Origin of the sequence: Sulfitobacter sp. AS92, from assembly GCF_038900015.1 — a bacterium.
Lineage (GTDB): Bacteria > Pseudomonadota > Alphaproteobacteria > Rhodobacterales > Rhodobacteraceae > Sulfitobacter.
The window spans coordinates 15218-31357 of record NZ_JBBMQL010000016.1; the positions used below are offsets into that span (position 1 = coordinate 15218).

The 16140-nt window shown below is 58.6% G+C and carries 18 protein-coding genes and 1 other RNA gene; 10 read left to right on the forward strand and 9 right to left on the reverse strand.

The genetic code is table 11. The features are described from left to right. Positions 1-48 precede the first annotated feature (48 nt). The 3 genes from WNY61_RS18080 (at position 49) to WNY61_RS18090 (ending at position 3588) form a co-directional block, all read left to right on the forward strand. The gene (locus WNY61_RS18080; protein ID WP_342852843.1) at positions 49-1275 is read left to right on the forward strand and encodes a hypothetical protein; all 1227 of its coding nucleotides are present in this window, start codon (positions 49-51) and stop codon (positions 1273-1275) included. Further along, positions 1272-2624, forward strand: coding sequence for a cytochrome P450 (locus WNY61_RS18085; RefSeq protein ID WP_342852844.1), 1353 nt, complete (start codon positions 1272-1274; stop codon positions 2622-2624). The genes WNY61_RS18080 and WNY61_RS18085 overlap by 4 nt, the downstream gene beginning before the upstream one ends. A gap of 70 nt (positions 2625-2694) precedes the next feature. Then, positions 2695-3588, forward strand: coding sequence for a fructose bisphosphate aldolase (locus tag WNY61_RS18090; RefSeq protein WP_342852845.1), 894 nt, complete (start codon positions 2695-2697; stop codon positions 3586-3588). A gap of 48 nt (positions 3589-3636) precedes the next feature. On the opposite strand, the gene WNY61_RS18095 is transcribed toward WNY61_RS18090, so the two are convergent. The 9 genes from WNY61_RS18095 to WNY61_RS18135 form a co-directional block, all read right to left on the reverse strand. After that, a complete protein-coding gene (locus WNY61_RS18095; RefSeq protein WP_342852846.1) occupies positions 3637-3864 on the reverse strand; it encodes an N-(5'-phosphoribosyl)anthranilate isomerase in 228 nt (75 codons plus the stop codon). A gap of 9 nt (positions 3865-3873) precedes the next feature. Further along, positions 3874-4107: a ribbon-helix-helix domain-containing protein gene (locus WNY61_RS18100; protein WP_243267602.1), complete on the reverse strand. Its 234-nt coding sequence runs from the start codon at positions 4105-4107 to the stop codon at positions 3874-3876. Then, complete coding sequence (locus WNY61_RS18105) at positions 4104-4280, reverse strand: DUF4169 family protein (RefSeq protein ID WP_339637171.1); 177 nt, start codon at positions 4278-4280, stop codon at positions 4104-4106. Before WNY61_RS18105 ends, WNY61_RS18100 begins: the two co-directional genes overlap by 4 nt. Next, positions 4277-5668, reverse strand: coding sequence for a class II fumarate hydratase (gene fumC / locus WNY61_RS18110; RefSeq protein WP_243267604.1), 1392 nt, complete (start codon positions 5666-5668; stop codon positions 4277-4279). Before fumC ends, WNY61_RS18105 begins: the two co-directional genes overlap by 4 nt. 95 nt (positions 5669-5763) lie before the next feature. Continuing rightward, positions 5764-6243: a ClpXP protease specificity-enhancing factor SspB gene (locus tag WNY61_RS18115; RefSeq protein ID WP_342852847.1), complete on the reverse strand. Its 480-nt coding sequence runs from the start codon at positions 6241-6243 to the stop codon at positions 5764-5766. 73 nt (positions 6244-6316) lie between these two features. After that, positions 6317-7561 (reverse strand): chromate efflux transporter, encoded by a 1245-nt coding sequence (gene chrA, locus WNY61_RS18120; protein WP_342852848.1) that lies wholly within the window; start codon positions 7559-7561, stop codon positions 6317-6319. Beyond that, positions 7558-8373: a sulfurtransferase/chromate resistance protein gene (locus tag WNY61_RS18125; protein WP_342852849.1), complete on the reverse strand. Its 816-nt coding sequence runs from the start codon at positions 8371-8373 to the stop codon at positions 7558-7560. Before WNY61_RS18125 ends, chrA begins: the two co-directional genes overlap by 4 nt. A gap of 140 nt (positions 8374-8513) precedes the next feature. Next, positions 8514-8861, reverse strand: a transfer-messenger RNA (tmRNA) gene (gene ssrA, locus WNY61_RS18130). Between the two features lie 60 nt (positions 8862-8921). Then, a complete protein-coding gene (locus WNY61_RS18135) occupies positions 8922-9692 on the reverse strand; it encodes a GntR family transcriptional regulator (protein WP_342852850.1) in 771 nt (256 codons plus the stop codon). A gap of 79 nt (positions 9693-9771) precedes the next feature. On the opposite strand from WNY61_RS18135, the gene WNY61_RS18140 reads away from it, so the two are divergent. From WNY61_RS18140 to WNY61_RS18170, 7 genes are all read left to right on the forward strand, one after another. Continuing rightward, complete coding sequence (locus tag WNY61_RS18140; protein WP_342852852.1) at positions 9772-10560, forward strand: DUF2182 domain-containing protein; 789 nt, start codon at positions 9772-9774, stop codon at positions 10558-10560. 1 nt (position 10561) lies between these two features. Beyond that, the gene (locus WNY61_RS18145) at positions 10562-11194 is read left to right on the forward strand and encodes a DUF1326 domain-containing protein (protein WP_342852854.1); all 633 of its coding nucleotides are present in this window, start codon (positions 10562-10564) and stop codon (positions 11192-11194) included. Then, positions 11191-11691: a DinB family protein gene (locus WNY61_RS18150; protein ID WP_342852855.1), complete on the forward strand. Its 501-nt coding sequence runs from the start codon at positions 11191-11193 to the stop codon at positions 11689-11691. The genes WNY61_RS18145 and WNY61_RS18150 overlap by 4 nt, the downstream gene beginning before the upstream one ends. Beyond that, on the forward strand, positions 11691-12794 hold the full coding sequence (locus WNY61_RS18155) for a dimethylsulfoniopropionate demethylase (RefSeq protein WP_342852856.1): 1104 nt from the start codon (positions 11691-11693) through the stop codon (positions 12792-12794). The genes WNY61_RS18150 and WNY61_RS18155 overlap by 1 nt, the downstream gene beginning before the upstream one ends. A 36-nt stretch (positions 12795-12830) precedes the next feature. Beyond that, the gene (gene acuI / locus WNY61_RS18160) at positions 12831-13817 is read left to right on the forward strand and encodes an acryloyl-CoA reductase (protein WP_342852857.1); all 987 of its coding nucleotides are present in this window, start codon (positions 12831-12833) and stop codon (positions 13815-13817) included. Between the two features lie 67 nt (positions 13818-13884). Next, the gene (locus WNY61_RS18165) at positions 13885-14310 is read left to right on the forward strand and encodes an HIT family protein (RefSeq protein WP_342852858.1); all 426 of its coding nucleotides are present in this window, start codon (positions 13885-13887) and stop codon (positions 14308-14310) included. A gap of 176 nt (positions 14311-14486) precedes the next feature. Further along, positions 14487-16124 carry a BCCT family transporter gene (locus tag WNY61_RS18170; RefSeq protein WP_342852859.1) on the forward strand — a complete coding sequence of 546 codons (1638 nt, stop codon included), beginning with the start codon at positions 14487-14489 and terminating at the stop codon, positions 16122-16124. The last annotated feature ends 16 nt before the right edge of the window (positions 16125-16140 follow it).

Genomic DNA, 16140 nt, shown 5'->3' on the forward strand with positions numbered 1-16140 from the left:
ATTCTTGCCCCGAATTACGGCTAGACTGTGCCGGACAAGGGGTTGGGCATGAGCGCTAGCAATAAAGGGCAGGTCAAGACGCGCCGGGTGTTCTACATCCCCGGCTATGATCCGATTCACCCCCGCCGCTACCGCGAGCTTTACCGCAAGGAAGGCGCGGCGCAGGCGGCGATATCTGGCTATGAGATCGGTTTGAAGCCCAAGGCGGGCAAGGGCAACTACGGCTGGCGCGTCGATGCTGAGATTGACGGCCGTCAGGTCACCTCGCAGGTTGAGGTGTTGGTCTGGTCCGACATCGTGCGCGAAAGCATGAGCAATTCGATCCCCGCGACCTATTGGCAATTGCTCCGCACCGCTTGGGTCTACATCGGCTCGGGCGCGCTTTGGCGGCTGATGCGGCTGCGCAAGGGGCCTGTGATTGCGGCGCTCTATCCGGTGGGGATGTTGATTTTGCAGGCGCTGTTGGCGCTGGCGGTTGCCCTGCTGACCTATCGCCTCCTCGGAATGTTGAACGACCATTGGGCGCCGCGGCTGGCTTTTGCGGCTGTCGGCGTGGGTTTGGGTATCGCGCTGCTCCGCTGGTTCAAGAAAAAAGATGGCAAATTTTTCGCCTATTACCTCATGCATGACTACGCCTATTCCGCCGCCACGCGGGGTGCGAACCCGCCGGAGTTGGAAGCCCGCATGGAGCGGTTTGGCCACGACATCGCCGCCGCCTTGGCCGAGGACGTTGACGAGGTGCTGGTTGTCGGCCATTCCTCCGGCGCACATCTGGGGGTTTCGGTACTGGCTGACCTGATCCGCGCGGGCAGGGTGCCCGAACACGGTCCGGCATTGGGGTTCCTCTCGCTCGGACAGGTGGTGCCAATGGTCTCCTTCCTGCCCCGCGCCGACCGGTTGCGCGCCGACCTGCGCTATCTCTCAACACGCGATGAACTTGCGTGGGTTGATGTCACCGCGCCCGGAGATGGCTGCGCCTTTGCGCTTTGCGATCCGGTGTCGGTGTCAGGTGTGGCCCCCGACGGCAAACGCTGGCCGCTGGTCTTTTCGGCTGCCTTCACCCAAACGCTCAGCCCCGCACGTTGGAAAGCGCTGCGCTGGCGGTTCTTTCGACTGCATTTCCAGTATCTCTGCGCCTTCGACCGCCCGCGCGACTATGACTATTTCCAGATCACCGCCGGGCCACAGACCTTGGCCGCGCGCTATGACGGGCGGCCCGCGTCGAAATCCCGGATCGACCACGCGGTCAGCAAATACACCTCCGTCGCCGCATGACCCAACCGCCCAAGCCCCCCGCGCGGCCCGACCGTGTGTCGCTCTGGCGCTATGCCAAACTGTTTCGCGCCGATATCCTCTCGGCTCAACCTGCGCGGCTTTATCGGGCGTGGATGGCGGAGTTCAAAACTCCGTTTTTCCGAAGCTACCTGATGAATCAGCCCGAACTGGTCAAAACGGTTCTGAAAGACCGGCCCGATGATTTTCCGAAGTCCGACCGGATCGGCGAGGGGCTGCGTCCGCTCTTGGGCAACTCCGTCTTCCTGACCAATGGCGAGACTTGGAAACGCCAGCGCCGCATCATTGATCCGGCGTTTGAAGGTGGTCGCTTGCGCGAAACCTTTCCCGCCATGTGGGACGCGGCAGAGGCAGCTGCTAAGCGGCTTGAGGGACAAGCGGGGCAGGTGGTCGAGATCGAGTCTGAGACCAGCCACGCCGCCGCCGATGTGATCTTTCGCACACTGTTTTCGCTGCCGATTGAGCATGACGTCGCCCGCGCGGTATTTAATGAGTTTCGCAACTATCAACGCAGCCAGCCGATCCTGAACCTCGGTGCGCTTTTGCCGCTGCCGCGTTGGATGCCGCGCCTGTTTCGGCGCGATACACGGGCCAGCGCCGCGCGGATCAGGGCGCTGATCACTGACCTGACCCGAGAACGGATGGCGCAGATCAAGGCAGGCTCCGCGCCCGACGATCTGGCCACCAAGATCATGACCCAGGCCGACCCCGAAACTGGCGAGAGGTTTGACACAAAGGAAATGGTCGATCAGGTCGCGATTTTCTTCCTCGCGGGCCATGAAACGAGTGCCTCCGCACTGGCTTGGGCGCTTTATCTGATGGCCACGCACCCCGAGTGGCAAGAGCGGTTGGCCGTGGAAGCACAGGCGCTTGAGACCTGCGATTTTTCTGTCATGTCGAAACTCAAGCTCAGCCGGGATGTCTTTCGCGAGACGCTGCGCCTTTATCCGCCCGTGCCGATGATGGTGCGCGAAAACAGCTGTCCTGAACGCTTCCGGGATCGAGATGTGAAGAAAGGCGCGCAACTGGTGCTCAGCCCGTGGCATCTGCATCGGCACGAACGGCTTTGGGACAACCCCGACGGTTTTGACCCGACCCGCTGGCAAACCGAGAACGGCAAACAGTGCCAGCGCGAGGCCTTCATTCCATTCTCCGCCGGGCCGCGGGTCTGTACCGGTGCAGGATTCGCGATGGTCGAAGGGCCGCTGATCCTGTCACGCATCCTGCGCGACTTCCGCCTGACGGCGCGGCCCGACCGTGTGCCTGTGCCCGTCGCACATTTGACCGTCCGTTCAGATAAGGGCATTTGGTTAGCGCTATCAAAGCGCTAGCCTTCTATCATCGGCTTTGCGTTTCGATTAGAAACGCTGCAAACGGAATCAACAATAGGACGTGGGTGACATGGGCTACGACAAGGCGCAACTTGAGCAAATGAACAGCGGCAAGGGCTTCATCGCGGCGCTCGATCAATCGGGTGGCTCCACCCCCAAGGCGCTAAGCCTCTATGGCGTGGAACCGTCGGATTACAACGGCGACGAAGAAATGTTCAAAGCCGTCCACGACATGCGCGCGCGGATTATTCTGGCCGAAGATTTCACCTCTGACAAAGTGATCGGTGCGATCCTTTTTGAGCGCACGATGGATGACACGATCAACGGCAAGCCGGTCGCGCAACTGCTCTGGGAAGACCGGGGTGTGGTGCCTTTCCTGAAGATCGACAAGGGTCTTGAGGAAGCCAACAACGGCGTGCAGATGATGAAGCCGATCATGGAAATCGACGATCTGCTGGCCCGCGCGGTAAAACACGGCATCTTCGGCACCAAAGAGCGGTCAGTCATTCACGAGGCCAATGAGAACGGCATCGCCGCCGTGGTGGCGCAGCAGTTCGAACTGGCCAAACAGGTCTGCGCAGCGGGTCTGGTGCCGATCATCGAGCCAGAGGTGGACATCAACTCCAAGACCAAGCCAGAGGCTGAAGAGATCCTTCGTGGCGAGATCGAAAAGCACCTGAACGCGCTGCCTGAAGGAGAGATGGTGATGCTGAAGCTGACGATCCCCGAAAAGGCAGGTCTCTACGACGGTCTGGCGGGTCACGCCAACGTGCTGCGCGTCGTTGCGCTATCGGGCGGCTACTCCACGGCGGAAGCCTGCGAACGGCTGGGCAAGAACCCGACGATGATCGCCAGCTTCTCGCGCGCCCTGACCGAAGGGCTGAACGTCAAGATGACAGATGCGGAGTTCAACGAGGCACTTGGTCAGAACATCGACAAGATCTACCAAGCTTCGATTTGTTGAGCGGAATTTTTTGAAAATTCCGGGGCCGTTTTCTTTTAAAGAAAACGGCTAGGCGATGCGTCGGATGGGTTCTCTATTGCAAAATATGATGACCTGTCCGGCGTTTTCCACAGCTTGAAAACCACGACGTTTCAACTCGCGTTCGAATTCTCGCCGTCCGACAAATTTCTCAATATCGCGCGCTTTACGTCGAATAACCTGACCGCGAATGGCCGCCTTTGAGGCGAAAATATCATCCAGCCAAGCGGCAGGTGAAAGAGGGGATGCAAGGGCCATGGCCCGACGCTAATCTGCCTTTGGTAAACGTTCCTTTAACGATCGCAACACGAACAGGCGGATTGCCCCGGCAAGCCCGATGTCCAGCCCGCGCGCCGCGTCGATCTCGGTCACCAGCGCATTGATCGGCAGCCCCCGCGCGGCAGCAATGGCGCGGAACTCATCCCAAAATTCATCTTCGAGAGAGATTGATGTCCGGTGACCCCGAAGGGTCACCGAATGTTTGCGAGGCCGCGCGTTCATGTCTCGCGCTTATGCGCTTCCAGATTGCGGGCGATCTGTTCGGCGCGAGCCTTCAGCGCTTCTTTCTGCGCTTTGGTCTGGCCAAAGCCCACGGCATTCTCGTCCGCGCGGGCCTTGCGGGACGAACGGTCCCGCTCTTTCTTTACCTTGTTGAGGTTGATGGGCGCACTCATTTTGGTCCGATCATATTTTCGGGCCGCACGACCCGTTCAAAGGTTTCGGCATCCACGAAGCCCAGTGCGATGGCCTCTTCTTTCAGTGTGGTGCCGTTCTTATGCGCGGTCTTGGCGACCTTGGTGGCATTGTCATAGCCGATTTCGGGCGCGAGCGCGGTCACTAGCATCAGCGACTCGCGCATCAGCTTTTCGATCCGGTCCGCGTCTGCCTTGAGGTCAACCATAAGATTGTCGGTAAAGGCCGATGCTGCGTCACCCAAAAGTTGCATAGATTGCAACACGTTATAGGCCATCATTGGTTTATAAACGTTCAGTTCGAAATGCCCCTGAGAGCCGGCGAAACCGACGGCCGCGTCATTGCCCATCACCTGAATGCAGACCTGTGTCAGCGCTTCGCACTGGGTTGGGTTCACCTTGCCCGGCATGATGGACGAGCCGGGCTCATTCTCAGGCAAGATTAGCTCTCCCAGACCGCAGCGCGGACCGGATCCCAGAAGGCGGATGTCATTGGCGATCTTGAACAGTGAGGCCGACACGGTTTTCAGCGCGCCAGAGATTTCCACCATCGCGTCATGCGCGGCCAGCGCTTCGAATTTGTTCGGCGCAGTGACGAAGGGCAGGCCGGTGATCTCGGCCATGTTATGCGCCACGGTCTCGGCCCAGCCCTTTTTGGTATTCAGCCCGGTGCCAACGGCGGTGCCGCCTTGCGCAAGCTCATAAATGCGACCAAGCGCGTCGCGTACACGAGCGATGCTCATGGCGACCTGATGGGTGTAGCCGGAGAATTCTTGGCTCAGTGTCAGAGGCGTCGCATCCTGCGTGTGGGTGCGGCCAATCTTGATGATGCCGTCGAATTCCTCGACTTTCTTTTGCAGCGCGCCGTGCAGCTTCTCCAGCCCCGGCAGCAGCACGTCCCGCGCCGTCATCGCGGTGGCGATGTGCATGGCGGTGGGGAAAGTGTCGTTCGACGACTGGCCCATGTTGCAATGGTCATTGGGGTGCACCGGGTCTTTCGAGCCGATGGTGCCGCCCATGAGCTCAATCGCGCGGTTGGCGATGACTTCATTCGCGTTCATGTTGGACTGCGTGCCCGAACCGGTCTGCCAGACCACCAGCGGGAAGTTGTCGTCGAATTTGCCTTCAAAGACTTCGCCAGCGGCCTGAATGATTGCTTTACCGCGTTCTTCGTCCAGCGAGCCTTGGGCCACATTCGCCTGCGCACAGGCTTTCTTGATCACGCCAAGCGCGCGGACAATGGCGATCGGCTGCTTTTCCCAGCCAATCGGGAAGTTGATGATCGAGCGCTGTGTCTGCGCGCCCCAATATTTATCGGAGGGAACTTCGAGCGGACCAAAGCTGTCGGTTTCGGTGCGGGTATCGGCCATTATACGGCTCCTGCTGTGACTTATCGTTGTCCAGCGGTTTACCTGCGCGATGCGGCCTGCGCAATGCAGGGATGGCGCTAACGGAGCAGTTGCCCTTACTTCCGGAACGAATCCAGCGAGACGATCTCGGCGTCTTTGGAAGGCTCTTCCGCGACTTCCAGCTCGTCCTCGTCAGTCTGATCAAGCGTGCTCTCTTCGCTGTCGTCGTCTTCCTCTTCGCTTTCCTGCTGCTCAAACCGCAGGCCGAACTCAACCGAAGGGTCCACGAATGTGCGGATCGCGTCGTAAGGAATATAAAGCGGCTCTGGCGCGTCGCCAAAGTTCAGGGTGATCGCAAAGCCGTCAGGCGTGACGTCCAGTCCGTCGTACCAATGCTGCATGACCACAGTCATTTCGCCCGGATAACGATCTGACAGCCAATCGGCCAGTTCCGCGTCAGGATGCGATGTATCGAAGGTGATAAAGAAGTGGTGATTCCCCGGCAGGCCATTGTCAGAAATATCCTGCAAAACCTTGCGGATCAGACCCCGCATGGCTTCGTGCATTAGGTTGCCGTAATCAATGCTGCGGCTCATTCTTCTCTCCGGTACGGGCGATGGGCAGGGGTAAGCATACCCCATTCACGGGCGAGTGAAAGGGGGCGCAGCGCTAAATCACGCTCAACACGAGTGCTAGGGCCGCAAGCAGAGCCATCGAGAAGACAAATCCACGCTTCAGCACCAGCATCAGCACGGCGGCCGCCACGGTGAGCGCTGCGGCCATGGGGCTAAAACTCTCCCAAACCGGCGCGGGCAGGGCGAGTATGATGCCGGGGGTCACCCGGTCAAACAGCACATGCAGCGCAAACCAGACGGATAGGTTGGCGATGACGCCCACAACAGCTGCAGTAATGGCACGTAGAGCCCCCGCGATACGCGGTTGGGACGAAAGCGCTTCAAGGTATGGCCCGGCAAGGAATATCCACAAAAAACAGGGCGTGAAGGTCACCCAAAGCGCCAGAAGGCCGGCTGTAATTGCCCCCAGCGGGCCGCTTTGAGCAAAGCCAGCCAGCATACCAACGAACTGCGTGACAAGGATCAGCGGACCGGGAGTGGTCTCGGCCAATCCAAGCGCATCGATCATTTGATCGGTGTCGATCCAGCCGAAATCCTGCACGACCGTCTGGGTCATATAGGCCAGAACCGCATAGGCGCCGCCGAAAGTCACCACGGCAAGCTTGGAAAAGAACAGCCCCAGTTGCAAAAGGAATTCATCACCCAAAAGCGCAACCAACAGGAGAGGCGCAGCCCAGAGAAAGCCCCAAGTGAGCAAGGTACGCAGGCTGTGAGCGGGGGCTAAATGCACGCCTTCCGACGTACCCCCAGGGTCACCCGCGATCATGCCGATGGCGCCGGCGACAAGGATGATGAGAGGGAACGGAAGCCCCAATACGAAGAGCGCAATGAATGACCCAAGGGCCAGTGCCCAGCCAAAACCGCCTTTGAGCGTCTTGGAAGAAACCTTCAGAAGCGCCTGAAAGACCACGACAATCACTGCCGCCTTAATACCTAAGAACGCGCTCTGCACCAAGGGCAGTTGGCCATACCACGCATAGAGCAGCGCCAGTACCGCAATGAAGAGCGCCCCCGGAACGACAAAGAGCAACCCGCCCAGAAGCCCGCCTGCCACACCGCGCAAGCGCCATCCCGCGTAAGTCGCGAGTTGCATCGCTTCGGGGCCGGGCAGGAGCATGCACAACGACAGAGCACGCAGGAATGTCTGTTCGCTGAGCCACGGCCGATCCTCAACCAGCTCGCGATGCATGACGGCAATCTGCGCGGCGGGCCCGCCAAACGACATCAGGCCGATCCGGCCAAACACACGGGTCATTTCGGGCCATGTTGGCGGGATCATTGCGCGCGTCCCGCCGGCCAATCATGGGTCTCGCCTGCACCATCTCGCGCCCACCGGTATAGCGCGTCGTAAAGCACCATGCCCGCCTCAAGCTGCGCCAGATCATCGCGGTATTGGCGGGAAAGGCCCACCGAGATCGCCAACAGACCAGCGGCCTCGGGGGCGAGGTCATGGCGGTTGGTATCTGCCCCGCGTACGACGGCGGCAAGTCGCACAAGCGCCTGCGTTTGCAGATTAAATTCAGCCAGCATTGTGTCGAAGGTGCAGAGTTCGCCCCGGTGCGACCAGTGTACATCTTCAATGTCGAAAGGCGTGGCGTCGAACTTTTCGGCGACGGCCATGACCTGATCCGGCGCGACAAAAAGGAACCGTGCGCCCGGGTCCACGAAACGTCGGATCAGCCAAGGGCAGGCGATGCGGTCGATCTTTGGCCGGTGACGGGTAACCCAGAGCGTCGCGCCGTCCTGTAGCGGAGGCAGCGCGTCAAATGGGATGCGGGGCGCCGCTGGCAAATCCCGCCAGCCGTACATGCCGCCAGACAGAAACTGCGCGTTGATACCATCTGCGCGCAGCCGTGCGGCGAGCCCTTGGCTCAGCTTTAGTCCGCGCTGGCAGACAACGATGCAAGAACGTCCTTCAAGCCTTTGTTTCAAAGCGTCTATGTCGCTATGGGGATGACGAAAGGAACCGGGGATCAAATAGGGGTCTTCGGCAAAGTCGGGTTCAATACAACTATCCACGATAACCGGTGCATCTGGCGTGCCGATCAGGCGTAGAAGCTGGGCGGGGGTGATTTCACTTGGGGCGGGCATAGGGCATCCTTTGCTTTCGTAACAGGATGCGATCCTCGGGCCGAAGCCTCACGGGGCAATCGCGGACCCCATATATCTGGGATAAACCGCAAAAACGCCTTGGTCAATGCTCAACCGAAAAGGGTGAAGGATGGGGAATAAGTGCAGGTTTCTGTTGCCAGGTACCTGCGAACCCCGCCTTAGGTCGCTAAACCGAAGGACTTAGATTTCAGTCGCTGAAACCGCTTACGCGGCCATCGCAACTGGAGCACGATTGTCATTTGCAATTGTACATTTTGTACCGATAACGGTGGTAACTCACCGAAACAAAGCAACCCCTTTAGACGTTCGTCGATCCTATTTCGGCCCCATAATCCCCAAATGAAGGATAATTGGTGGAGCCGCCGGGTACCGCCCCCGGGTCCGAACCGCTTATTACGAGCGCGTTTATGTCCATAGTCCCGAAGGACAAGATTAAAGTAGGACTACAGGGGGCGAATTGCAAGGGGCGCGGCTCTGGGAAATGTCGGAATAAACAGTGCCTCGTAAACCGTTGTGTTTCGGATAATTTACTTCTCTGGCCCCAAACCAGATGCTTCGTTCTTTCCGGTGTTTCGCGCAGACCGCGCCGCAAACACGCTCTGCGCCAACTCCTGAGTCTCCGCCTCAAGCGCGCTCAAACCAGCCGTAACCGCCATGCCATCCCGTTCCTCAGCAGCATTGGCGATATCTTCGTGCAGTGCCACAATGCGCGCACGGTCCCGCGCAGTGAAAGTGATCATATTCATCAACGGCTGCATGGCCTCGACAGCGCCTGCAAGTTGATAACTCAGCACCGGATTGGCCGCCCCGTCGACCAGCGCGCGGTGAAACGCCACATCAGAGGCGCAGAAGGCCTCATCGGTCAGTCCCGGCTGCGCCTGCCTATGGATTTCCGCGCGCATATTGGCAAGGTGATCCGCAGTCCGCCTTTTGGCCGAAAGGGGCGCGCAGGCACGCTCGAGGGCATATCGTGCCTCGCAAGCGGTCTCAAAGCTAACGGCATTCATCGACAAAAGCAGCGTAGAGGTGGTGATCTGCTGGTCGTAGGCGTCGGGAAAGCTCAAACGATTAACAAAAGCACCGCCCGTCGCGCCGCGCTGTGTCCGGATCAACGACTGTGCCGCAAGACGCTTGAGCGCCTCACGCACGGTCGGACGTGAGACCTCAAACTGTTCGGCCAGCTCGGCCTCAGACGGCAGACGCTGGTCAACAATCAGTCGTCCGCCAACGATGGCGTCACGAATGGCAGTGGCGATCTGGGCCGACAGATCGGCAGGGTTGCTTGGGTCAATTTTCATATGTCTTACAATTAATGTTTGCGGGGACTTTAATTGTCTGACATTAAATTCACAAGAGCTTGCACGGGAGGGGCGCGAGATGTCTGCAGTGGTACGATCCACAATGTGGTTGGGGTTTTTTGCTCTAATCCTCGCCGCTTGGTGGATGATGTATGCCATGGCGATGCAGATGGACGTTGATCTAATTGGCCGCCCCGGCGCATTGGGCGAACGGATGCGTCAGATGGATCCGGGCATGGACATGTATATGCCCATGGCGCGTTTCTTACCGCTTTTCGTCATGTGGGGAGCCATGATGGCAGCAATGATGGTGCCCACGCTGGTGCCAACGCTGCGCGCATACGAAGACCTCATGATATCTGCCAATGGCACCTGGTTGGGCTGGATCGCGGTCCTTGGAGGCTATTTCTCGGTCTGGCTTGCTTTCGCTTCCGGGATCGCTTTGCTGCAACTGTTGCTGCTGCAGGGCGGGGTGATCGACATGTTGGGGATTGCAAAGTCGCGTTGGACGGCTGCCGCGCTGCTGCTGGCCGTGGGTCTATTCCAATTCACCCGCGTCAAAGAGATTTGCCATGGCGTCTGCCATTCTCCAATGATGTATTTCATGGGCAATTGGCGCCCCGGCGCCAGGGGCGGCTTTCGCATGGGGCTGGGCCTTGGCACCTTCTGCGCTGGTTGTTGCTGGGGCTTTATGGTGCTGGGTTTTGCAGGCGGGGTGATGAACCTTGCCTGGATGGGGTTGGCGACATTTTTCATGGTTCTCGAAAAGCTGCCTCAAGTTGGACATTACGTAACAAAACCAATGGGTTTCGCCCTTCTTCTCGGCGCAGGCGTCGTGGCGGGTTGGCCCATGATATCAGGAGGATGATATGCCAAACAGAGAGATGATACCCGCCAATTGGGCCATAAAAGGGGAGCTTTTTCTGAACTGCTCTTGTGACGTATTTTGCCCCTGCGTGGTTAGCCTTGGCGCACATCTTCCGACCGAGGGCCACTGCCACGCATGGATGGGCATCGTGATTGATGAGGGCCAATTCGAGGGCGAGGACCTGGCCGGGCTGAACGTTGGCCTGCTGGTCGACATTCCCGGTCGTATGGGCGAAGGCAATTGGAAGGTTGCGGCGTATGTGGATGAACGCGCAAGCGAGGCAGCCTATGACGGGCTCCTTAAGATTTTCAGCGGTGCGGCGGGTGGCACCACAGGACTGTTTACGATGCTGGTGAGCGAGATCATCGGGGCCGAACGCGCACCGGTTGAGATAATTCGCGATGGCAACCGCAGGGTCATCAACATTGGCCGCCAGATCAACGGCGAGATCGAACTGCTTGCAGGAGCTGAACCGGATCAGCCAGTGACCATCACCAATTCCAAATACTGGATGGGCCCGAATATCGTCGCGGCACGGGGCGTGAAATCCAAGGTGCGCGATTATGGGCGGATCTGGGATTTTGGTGGCAAATCGGCTGAAGTTTGTGCGATCGACTGGCAAGGCGAAAAATGATCACGCCCGGTTACGCCAAGGAAATGGCATCGTATAACGCTTGGCAAAACAGTCAGTTGTCAGACGTTACTCAAGTTATGCATGAGGAATCGTTAACGCAGGATCGCGGCGCGTTTTTTGGCTCGATCCTTGGCACCCTTAACCATCTGCTTTGGTGTGACCAGCTTTGGTTGTCGCGGTTTGATCCAGCCCTACCAAAGCCCCGCGGAGCAGATACAGAGATGTGCGCGACCGCAGCGGCTTGGACCGCCGCGCGGCAAGACTGTGACACAGCCATTCTAACTTGGGCACGCGGGTTGGGCCAAGCGCAGCTAGATGCGGAAATATCTTGGTATTCCGGTATATTGCAGAGTGATGTTACCACGGCAATGGCGCAGACTGTGATGCATTTTTTCAACCATCAAACCCATCATCGGGGGCAGGTTCATGCCATGCTGACAAGCGCCGGGCAGGACGCTCCGGTAACTGATTTGATCTTTATGCCGAAGGATGGCTAATGGCTGAACTTTCCCCCTCACGCCGTATCCGGCGCACGCCGTTCTCTGCAGGTGTGGAGGCCGCGGGTGTAAAGGCCTACACGGTTTACAATCGGATGCTGTTGCCGACGGTTTTTGAAAGCACGGAAGCTGACTATCACCACTTAAAGAAAGCGGTCCAAGTCTGGGATGTTGCTTGTGAAAGACAGGTAGAGTTGCGTGGACCCGATGCATCGCGTTTGATGCAAATGCTGACCCCCCGCGACCTGCGTGAGGTTACCCCGGGGCGCTGTGTCTATGTTCCAATCGTTGATGAGACGGGTGGGATGCTTAATGATCCTCTGGCGGTGAAACTCGCAGAGGACCGTTGGTGGATCTCGATTGCTGACAGTGATTTATTGCTTTGGGCCAAGGGGATATGCAACGGCTATCGTCTTGATGTTTTGGTCGATGAGCCCGACGTGAACCTGTTGGCCGTGCAGGGGCCAAAGGCCGAAGACCTTGTTGCGCGAATTTTTGGCGATGCGGTGCGAGACGTGAAGTTCTTCCGGTTCGGCGCGTTTCAGTTCCAAGGCCGCACCATGAACGTTGCGCGCTCAGGCTACTCCAAACAGGGGGGCTTTGAGATCTACACTGAGGGCGCGGATATCGCTATGCCGCTGTGGGAGGCCCTGTTTGACGCAGGGCGCGATTTAGATGTGCGCGCGGGTTGTCCCAATCTGATCGAGCGGATCGAGGGGGGATTATTGAGTTATGGCAATGACATGACGGATGACAACACCCCCCATGAATGTGGTCTCGGCAAACTATGCGACACGCAGGCGGCAATGGGCTGTATCGGCAGAGATGCGCTGCTCCGGGTGGCCAAAGAGGGACCGGTGCAACAGATACGGCCCATGGAAATCGCGGGTGACCCGGTCCCGCTCTGTGATCGTGCTTGGCCGCTGATGGCGGGAGACAAGCGCGTGGGGCAGATGACCTCGACCGTCTGGTCACCCGATTTTGAAGTGAATGTCGCCATTGGGATGGTGCGCATGACCCATTGGGATCCGGGCACGCGGTTGCAGGTCCAAACACCCGAAGGCGTGCGAGACGTGACCGTGCGTGAAAGTTTCTGGGCCTGATACCCACCATATTGAAACCTGAAAAGGAGATGAGCGATGAGCTTTAATGCGTTGATTGTGAACAAAGACGACGAAGGTAAAACCCATGCTGAGGTGACACAGATCACCGAAGATCAACTGCCCGATGCCGAGGTCACGGTGGCTGTTGAGTATTCGACCGTAAATTACAAAGACGGGCTCTGCATCGGGCCGGGCGGCGGATTGGTCCGCAACTACCCCCATGTGCCGGGGATCGACTTTGCCGGCACTGTAGAGACCTCAAGTGACGACCGCTACAAGCCGGGTGACAAGGTCGTGCTGACCGGCTGGCGTGTGGGTGAGGCGCATTGGGGCGGCTACTCCCAAAAGGCGCGGGTCGAGGCTGACTGGCTGGTGCCGCTGCCCGATGGGCTCGATACGCGACAGGCGATGGCTGTGGGCACAGCGGGCTTTACTGCGATGCTGGCTGTCATGGCCCTTGAGGATCATGGCATCAAGAAGGGGCCGGTGCTGGTCACGGGCGCCGCGGGTGGTGTGGGTTCGGTTGCGACGGCAATCCTTGCCAACCTCGGCTACGACGTGGCCGCAGTCACCGGGCGCCCCGAAACCGAAGATTACCTCAAGGGCCTTGGGGCGACCCGGATCGTCGCGCGGGACGAGATCAATGAGACGGTCAAACGCCCCCTCGAAGGAGAGATGTGGGGTGGCTGCGTCGATGCCGTGGGTGGCGCGATGCTGGCGCGGGTGCTGGGGCAAATGGAATATGGCGCAAGTGTCGCAGCCGTGGGTCTCGCCGGGGGCGCTGCATTGCCCGCGACAGTCATCCCATTCCTGTTGCGTGGTGTGAACCTTCTGGGCATCGACAGCGTTCTGCAGCCCTATGACAACCGTCTGCGCGCGTGGGAGCGGGTGGCCAAAGACCTGCCGATGGAGAAGCTGGAGGCAATGGTGCAACCCGCCAGCCTAAGCGATCTGCCCAAGCTTGGGGCGGACATCCTGAACGGTCAGGTCAAAGGCCGTGTGGTCGTCGACGTAAACGCCTGATATTGCCTAGGCTCGGGGCGGTGTGGTTAATGATCTGCGCCGCCCCGGCTGCCAAAAGGAGAGCATGATGGCCGACTATGACGACGACAACATCTTCGCCAAGATCCTGCGTGACGAGATCCCCAGCTTTAAGGTCTATGAAGACGACAAGACCTATTGTTTTATGGACATCATGCCGCGCGCCGAAGGGCACTGTCTGGTGATCCCCAAGTCGCCTTGCCGTAACATGCTGGATGCAAGTCCGACACAGTTGGCCGATTGTCTGGCGACGGTGCAAAAGGTCAGCAACGCCTGCCTGCGTGCATTTGGTGCCGACGGGATCACGGTTCAGCAGTTTAACGAAGCCGCGGGCGGACAAGAGGTGTTCCACCTGCATTACCATATTCTGCCCCGCCACGAGGGCGACAAGCTGCGCCCACCGGGTGTGCAAGGCGACATGGACCGGATTCGCGAACAGGCCGATGCCATTGCAGCCGCGCTCGGGGCAGGGTAACCCCCTCAAACTTACGTCGCAGCAGATAACGAATGGGTCGTTTTAGCCAAGTTCTCAAGGCACTTGGATGCAAAAGCTTGCCCAATGGTCGCAAGCCTCTATCCTGTTGCGCACGGATGAAAAAAACAGAGGCCATGTTTTCGCATGGCGATCTGTCATCAAAGAGGGAACAGATAATGAGCGATACAAGTTCGCACGGCATCCCCGAGCCTGAGGGCAAGGCGGATGTAATCGATACCGATTATGAGATCGGTCAAGACAATATTGAACGGCAGATCGGGCCGTTCGGGTTGGACATTCACAACCCGGTCTTCCTAATTTCGGGGATCGCTGTCGTGATCTTCGTATTCTACACGATTGCTTTGCCAGAGCAGGCCGCCGGCGTTTTCTCGGCAATGTTCGACTTTACCACTAAGAACTTTGACTGGTTCTTGATTGGGGCCGCCGATTTGGTGGTGATTTTTGCGTTGCTGCTGATTGTGACGCCTTTTGGCAATGTCCGCCTTGGCGGCAACGAAGCGGTGGCTGACTACACCTATCTGGGCTGGTTTGCGATGCTCTTCGCCGCTGGCATGGGCATCGGCCTGATGTTCTATGGCGTGTCTGAACCGCTGACCCATTTCTCGACTTCGATGGGTGAGATCACGACCGAGAACGGTTCGCGCACTGACTGGGCGCCTTTGGGGGCCGCAACAGGTGACGAAGCCGGAGCGCTGCGCCTTGGCATGGCGGCAACGATTTATCACTGGGGTCTCCACCCTTGGGCGATCTATGCTGTTGTCGCGCTGGCACTGGCGCTTTTCACCTACAACAAAGGATTGCCGCTGACGATCCGCTCAGCGTTCTATCCGGTATTGGGTGAACGCGTCTGGGGCTGGCCTGGGCATATCATTGATATCATCGCAGTTTTTGCCACGCTTTTCGGTTTGGCGACATCGCTTGGCCTTGGCGCAACGCAGGCCAACGCTGGCCTGAACGAACTCTTCGGCGTGCCGATGGGAACGACCTCAGAAATCGTGCTGATCTCGTTGATCACGGCTGTGGCGCTGATTTCGGTTCTGCGCGGCCTTGATGGCGGTGTGAAGGTGTTGAGCGAGATTAACATGGGTCTCGCCGCACTGCTGGCGCTGTTCACGTTGATCGTCGGACCGACGGTATTCTTGCTCACGTTCTTCTGGGACTCTTTGGTCGCTTACGTTGAGTATCTTCCCGCGCTGGCCAACCCCTTTGGCCGTGAAGACGTGAACTTTAGCCAAGGCTGGACAGCGTTCTATTGGGCGTGGTGGATCAGCTGGTCACCTTTCGTTGGCATGTTTATCGCCCGCGTCAGCCGAGGCCGTACCGTGCGCGAATTCATCGTTTGCGTGCTGTTGATCCCATCTGTTGTCTGCGTGCTTTGGATGTCGATCTTTGGTGGTACCGCGATCCATCAGGTGCTGAATGACGGCTACACAGGCGCACAGGATGCCGGCCTGCCGCTGCAGCTTTTCAAAATGCTGGATCAACTGCCACTGGCGTCGATCACCTCGTTCATCGGCATCGTGCTGGTGGTGGTGTTCTTTGTCACCTCGTCTGACTCTGGCAGCCTCGTGATCGATACGATCACCGCTGGCGGTAAAGTCGACGCGCCCGTGCCACAGCGTGTGTTCTGGTGCATCTTTGAAGGTGCCGTGGCGATTGCTCTGTTGATCGGCGGCGGCTTGGCAGCGTTGCAATCCATGGTGATTTCCACCGGGTTGCTGTTCACGCTGCTTTTGCTCTTCATGTGCTACTGCATCTTCCGCGGTCTGCAAGATGAGCGCAAAATTCGCTAGCCTTTAGCGGATATAC

What these genes read in the sequence shown, in the direction of transcription:
- WNY61_RS18135 (WP_342852850.1), bottom strand. Translation starts at nt 9,692, where the DNA reads ATGAAAATTGACCCAAGCAACCCTGCCGATCTGTCGGCCCAGATCGCC.
- WNY61_RS18085 (WP_342852844.1), top strand. Translation starts at nt 1,272, where the DNA reads ATGACCCAACCGCCCAAGCCCCCCGCGCGGCCCGACCGTGTGTCGCTC.
- WNY61_RS18100 (WP_243267602.1), bottom strand. Translation starts at nt 4,107, where the DNA reads ATGAACGCGCGGCCTCGCAAACATTCGGTGACCCTTCGGGGTCACCGG.
- WNY61_RS18145 (WP_342852854.1), top strand. Translation starts at nt 10,562, where the DNA reads ATGCCAAACAGAGAGATGATACCCGCCAATTGGGCCATAAAAGGGGAG.
- WNY61_RS18125 (WP_342852849.1), bottom strand. Translation starts at nt 8,373, where the DNA reads ATGCCCGCCCCAAGTGAAATCACCCCCGCCCAGCTTCTACGCCTGATC.
- chrA (WP_342852848.1), bottom strand. Translation starts at nt 7,561, where the DNA reads ATGATCCCGCCAACATGGCCCGAAATGACCCGTGTGTTTGGCCGGATC.
- WNY61_RS18115 (WP_342852847.1), bottom strand. Translation starts at nt 6,243, where the DNA reads ATGAGCCGCAGCATTGATTACGGCAACCTAATGCACGAAGCCATGCGG.
- WNY61_RS18090 (WP_342852845.1), top strand. Translation starts at nt 2,695, where the DNA reads ATGGGCTACGACAAGGCGCAACTTGAGCAAATGAACAGCGGCAAGGGC.
- WNY61_RS18165 (WP_342852858.1), top strand. Translation starts at nt 13,885, where the DNA reads ATGGCCGACTATGACGACGACAACATCTTCGCCAAGATCCTGCGTGAC.
- WNY61_RS18140 (WP_342852852.1), top strand. Translation starts at nt 9,772, where the DNA reads ATGTCTGCAGTGGTACGATCCACAATGTGGTTGGGGTTTTTTGCTCTA.
- acuI (WP_342852857.1), top strand. Translation starts at nt 12,831, where the DNA reads ATGAGCTTTAATGCGTTGATTGTGAACAAAGACGACGAAGGTAAAACC.
- WNY61_RS18155 (WP_342852856.1), top strand. Translation starts at nt 11,691, where the DNA reads ATGGCTGAACTTTCCCCCTCACGCCGTATCCGGCGCACGCCGTTCTCT.
- WNY61_RS18080 (WP_342852843.1), top strand. Translation starts at nt 49, where the DNA reads ATGAGCGCTAGCAATAAAGGGCAGGTCAAGACGCGCCGGGTGTTCTAC.
- WNY61_RS18105 (WP_339637171.1), bottom strand. Translation starts at nt 4,280, where the DNA reads ATGAGTGCGCCCATCAACCTCAACAAGGTAAAGAAAGAGCGGGACCGT.
- WNY61_RS18150 (WP_342852855.1), top strand. Translation starts at nt 11,191, where the DNA reads ATGATCACGCCCGGTTACGCCAAGGAAATGGCATCGTATAACGCTTGG.
- WNY61_RS18095 (WP_342852846.1), bottom strand. Translation starts at nt 3,864, where the DNA reads ATGGCCCTTGCATCCCCTCTTTCACCTGCCGCTTGGCTGGATGATATT.
- WNY61_RS18170 (WP_342852859.1), top strand. Translation starts at nt 14,487, where the DNA reads ATGAGCGATACAAGTTCGCACGGCATCCCCGAGCCTGAGGGCAAGGCG.
- fumC (WP_243267604.1), bottom strand. Translation starts at nt 5,668, where the DNA reads ATGGCCGATACCCGCACCGAAACCGACAGCTTTGGTCCGCTCGAAGTT.